The sequence below is a fragment of the Albidovulum sp. genome (assembly GCF_049646345.1).
GTDB lineage: Bacteria > Pseudomonadota > Alphaproteobacteria > Rhodobacterales > Rhodobacteraceae > Albidovulum.
This window is the reverse complement of record NZ_JBARVQ010000826.1, coordinates 1-3877: the sequence shown is the minus strand read 5'-3', so window position 1 is coordinate 3877 and position 3877 is coordinate 1. Positions and strand designations below refer to the sequence as shown.

General features: G+C 59.9%; 3 protein-coding genes and 1 pseudogene. 3 read left to right on the top strand and 1 reads right to left on the bottom strand.

The window, feature by feature from the left end; genetic code table 11:
• A pseudogene (locus tag WBB85_RS21620) lies at positions 1–268 on the bottom strand (hypothetical protein); the annotation flags it as partial.
• A gap of 243 nt (positions 269–511) precedes the next feature.
• On the opposite strand from WBB85_RS21620, the gene WBB85_RS21615 reads away from it, so the two are divergent.
• The 3 genes from WBB85_RS21615 to pstC all read left to right on the top strand — a co-directional run.
• The gene (locus WBB85_RS21615) at positions 512–1552 is read left to right on the top strand and encodes an ATP-binding protein (protein ID WP_432640638.1); all 1041 of its coding nucleotides are present in this window, start codon (positions 512–514) and stop codon (positions 1550–1552) included.
• A gap of 145 nt (positions 1553–1697) precedes the next feature.
• Positions 1698–2723: a substrate-binding domain-containing protein gene (locus WBB85_RS21610; protein WP_432640637.1), complete on the top strand. Its 1026-nt coding sequence runs from the start codon at positions 1698–1700 to the stop codon at positions 2721–2723.
• Positions 2724–2784: 61 nt separating this feature from the next.
• Positions 2785–3877, top strand: a 1093-nt coding sequence (gene pstC, locus WBB85_RS21605; protein WP_432640636.1) for a phosphate ABC transporter permease subunit PstC, incomplete at its 3' end; no start/stop codon positions are given.

Below are 3877 nucleotides of genomic sequence, written 5' to 3'. Positions count from 1 at the left end.
CTGTATCCGCATCCGGTATAGGACTGGTCACGGCAAAGAGATGACCGCCAAAGGCCAGCTTCTCCAAGCGTTCTGCAACTTCGACGATATCGAAATCCGGCCCCATCAATGGCGCAAAAACCGCATCCGGCGTCAGTTGAGCCAGCAAGGCAACTGTGAGCGAGGGGTACGCCACTTCGACGACCTCAGACCCGGTGCGGTGGCGAATCTTATCCACGAAAGATGGTGGCATATCGACCGCAAGCACACAGATCGGCCCGTCATCCAACGGTTTGGCGCCCGGTAATGTTTGCGAATATCTTGGATGCTTTGCCGGGTCAGACCTACGAACGGACATGCACTACCTTATGAGTAAAATACTCGGAGTTCGACGAAAAACACTGCTGACATCACTCGCATACAAACGAATAATATCCCTGCGCATTCGTGGTGAAAAGCTATGTAACGTCAAATATTTACTTTTTTCTGACCTCGGCGCAGTCTGCGGCCGGGCATAGATTGGATTGGTGTGATGCAGCTTGATGCGATGCGGACGGTTCTGGATGCGCTACCGATCGCTGTTGCCTTTGTCGACGCCGATGAACGGGTCAGGATTGCCAATCGTGCCTGTGCGGCGATTCTCGGGCCTGCGCCCGAAGGCAGGACATGCAGCGCACTTTTGCGGCATCCGGAGTTTCTGGGGGGGCTGGAAGCCAGCCTTTCGGGCGACAAGACGCATGTAAAACGGCTGATCCTGACGGCGGGGGGCAATGAAACCCATCTTACCGTGACTTTCACGCCGATGATCACAACAACCGTAAAAGGTGTGCTGGTCGCGTTTGAAGACCTGACCCCGATCGAGCAGGCAGGCGTCATGCGACGGGATTTTGTGGCCAATGTCAGCCATGAGCTTCGCACACCGCTGACCGCCCTTGTGGGGTTCATCGAAACCCTGCGCGGCGCGGCGCGGGATGATCCTGCGGCGCGGGACCGGTTTCTTGGCATCATGGAACGCGAGGCGGGTCGGATGATCCGTCTGGTCAGCGATCTTCTGTCTCTCAGCCGGGTTGAGGCCGAAGAGCGTCGTCGACCGGCGAATGAGGTCGATATCGCGGTGCTTCTGAAAACGCTTCTGGAATCGCACCGTGAAACGGCAGCATCAGGCGGTATCGACCTCAGGCTTGAGATGGCAGAGGGACCGGTTCGCCTTCGGGCCGATGGTGATCAGCTAACGCAGGTCTTCCACAACCTTGTGGAAAACGCGATCAAATACGGTGGGGGGGGAAAGGAGGTCATGATCCGGGTGACCGAGCTTCAGCATGAGCCGGTCCTGAAGGGCGCTGCGATACAGGTGGAGGTCATCGACCGGGGCGAGGGAATCGGTCCCCTGCACCTGCCGCGACTCACCGAACGTTTTTACCGCGTCGATACCCATCGCAGTCGCGAACAGGGGGGTACAGGGTTGGGGCTGGCGATTGTAAAACATATCGTCAACCGCCACAGGGGACGTCTGAAGATTGAAAGTGAGCCCGGAAAAGGCAGTAAATTCATTATCATACTGCCAAAAACCTGACATCGGGGCGTTACATTCTGGCCCGCCCCATCCGGGCGCTGTCATGAAACCGTTACGTCAGTGTCACAAAAGCATAGCGGCACGGCCCTAGAGAGCGGCCAAGGTCGCCAGGGGGCGGCCAGAACCCGACTTGCAGGAGTATGCAATGAAAACCCTGACGCTCGCCACTTCGGCCCTCGCGCTCGCCGCCGCCGCAACCGCCGCAGAGGCCCGCGACCAGATCCAGATTGCTGGATCGTCCACCGTTCTGCCTTACGCGACCATCGTCGCCGAATCCTTTGGCGAAAACTTCGACTTCCCGACACCGGTCGTGGAATCGGGCGGTTCCTCCGCTGGCCTCAAGAAGTTCTGTGAAGGCGTGGGTGAGAACACGATCGACATCGCCAATGCGTCGCGTCAGATCAAGGACAAAGAAATCGCCGTCTGTGCCGAGAATGGCGTGACCGACATCATCGAGGTTCGCATCGGTTATGACGGGATCGTCTTTGCCAGCGACATCAATGGCAACGGTTTCGAATTCACTCCGGAAGACTGGTATATGGCGCTGGCCGCCGAGGTTGTCGTTGATGGCGAGGTTGTCGCCAATCCCTACACCAAGTGGTCCGAAGTGAACCCCGCCCTGCCGGATCAGGAAATCATGGCCTTCGTTCCCGGCACCAAGCACGGCACCCGTGAAGTGTTCGAGGAAAAGGTGATCCTCGCAGGCTGCGAAGCCACCGGCGCGATGGAAGTCCTGACCACCGCCAAGGGCGATGAAGATGCGGCCGAGAAAGCCTGCATCACGCTGCGCAGCGACAACCGCTCGGTCGATATCGACGGCGACTATACCGAGACACTGGCGCGCATCGAATCGAACAAGGACGGCATCGGCGTCTTCGGTCTGGCCTTCTTTGAGAACAACACTGACAAGCTTCAGGTCGCGACCATGTCCGGCGTGACGCCCTCGGTGGAAAGCATCGCCAGCGGCGACTACCCGGTTTCGCGCCCGCTCTTCTTCTACGTCAAGCAGGCAAATATCGAACTGATCCCCGGCCTGAAGGATTATGCCGAGTTCTTCGTCTCTGACGACATGGCAGGCCCCGATGGCCCGCTGGCCGAATACGGCCTCGTCTCCGACCCGGAACTGGCCGCGACGCAAGAAGCGGTTTCCGGCGAAGAGCTAATGAACTGATCTGACACCGGCCCGGCGCGGAACATCCTGCGCCGGGCCACCTATTCGTGAAGGCGGCCCGATGACAACTGGAATGGTGCTCCTGATCCTGGCCGCGCTGACGCTGGCCGGGTTTTTCCTCGGCCGGGGAAGGGCGCTTGCGGTCGCAGGCGGAGATGCCCGCAAACTGCATTCACTGCCGTCATATTTCGGCTGGCAGGTCGTCCTGTTCCTCGCATTGCCCGCGCTTGGGCTTCTGGTGCTTGCCGCTATGGCGGGTGTGTTGCACCATCCGGTCACGGGCTGGTCTGCGCTGGGATTGGGCGCTGTTGGCGGGCTTGTCGCGATCTGGAACACCGGGACAGAGGTTCGCGCCCGTAATATCGTCGAGGCGTGCGTCAAGGGCCTCCTGATCCTGTCATCATTCATTGCCATCGCCACGACGCTCGGCATCGTTCTGTCGATGCTGTTCGAGACGGGGCAATTCTTCCGGCAATATCAGTGGACCGATTTCTTTTTCGGCACGGTCTGGCAGCCGAATTTCCGCGGCGGGTCCGACCTTGGCATTCTGCCGCTTCTCTGGGGCACGCTCTACATCTCGCTGATCGCGCTTGCTGTTGCCGTTCCTATCGGCCTCTTCGCCGCGATCTATATGTCGGAATATGCCGGGCCTAAGTTCCGCAGCTTCGCCAAGCCCGCCATCGAGATGCTCGCGGGTATCCCGACCATCGTTTACGGGCTTTTCGCCCTGATCACTGTCGGCCCGCTGCTGCGCGACTACTTTGCCCAGCCCTTGGGCCTTGGCACCAGCGCGTCCTCGGTGATGACGGCGGGGCTTGTCATGGGCGTGATGATCATTCCCTTCGTCTCCTCGCTCTCCGACGACATCATCAACGCCGTGCCGCAGTCCTTACGTGACGGGTCGCTCGGCCTCGGGGCCACGCAATCCGAAACCATCCGTCAGGTCGTCCTGCCCGCCGCACTGCCGGGCATTGTGGGCGCGGTGCTGCTTGCCGCATCCCGCGCCATAGGTGAGACGATGATCGTGGTTCTGGGCGCAGGAGCGGCGGCGAAACTGAGCCTCAATCCGTTCGAGGCGATGACGACGATGACGGTGAAGATCGTGAGCCAGCTGACCGGCGACACCGATTTTGCCGCACCCGAAACGCTGGTGG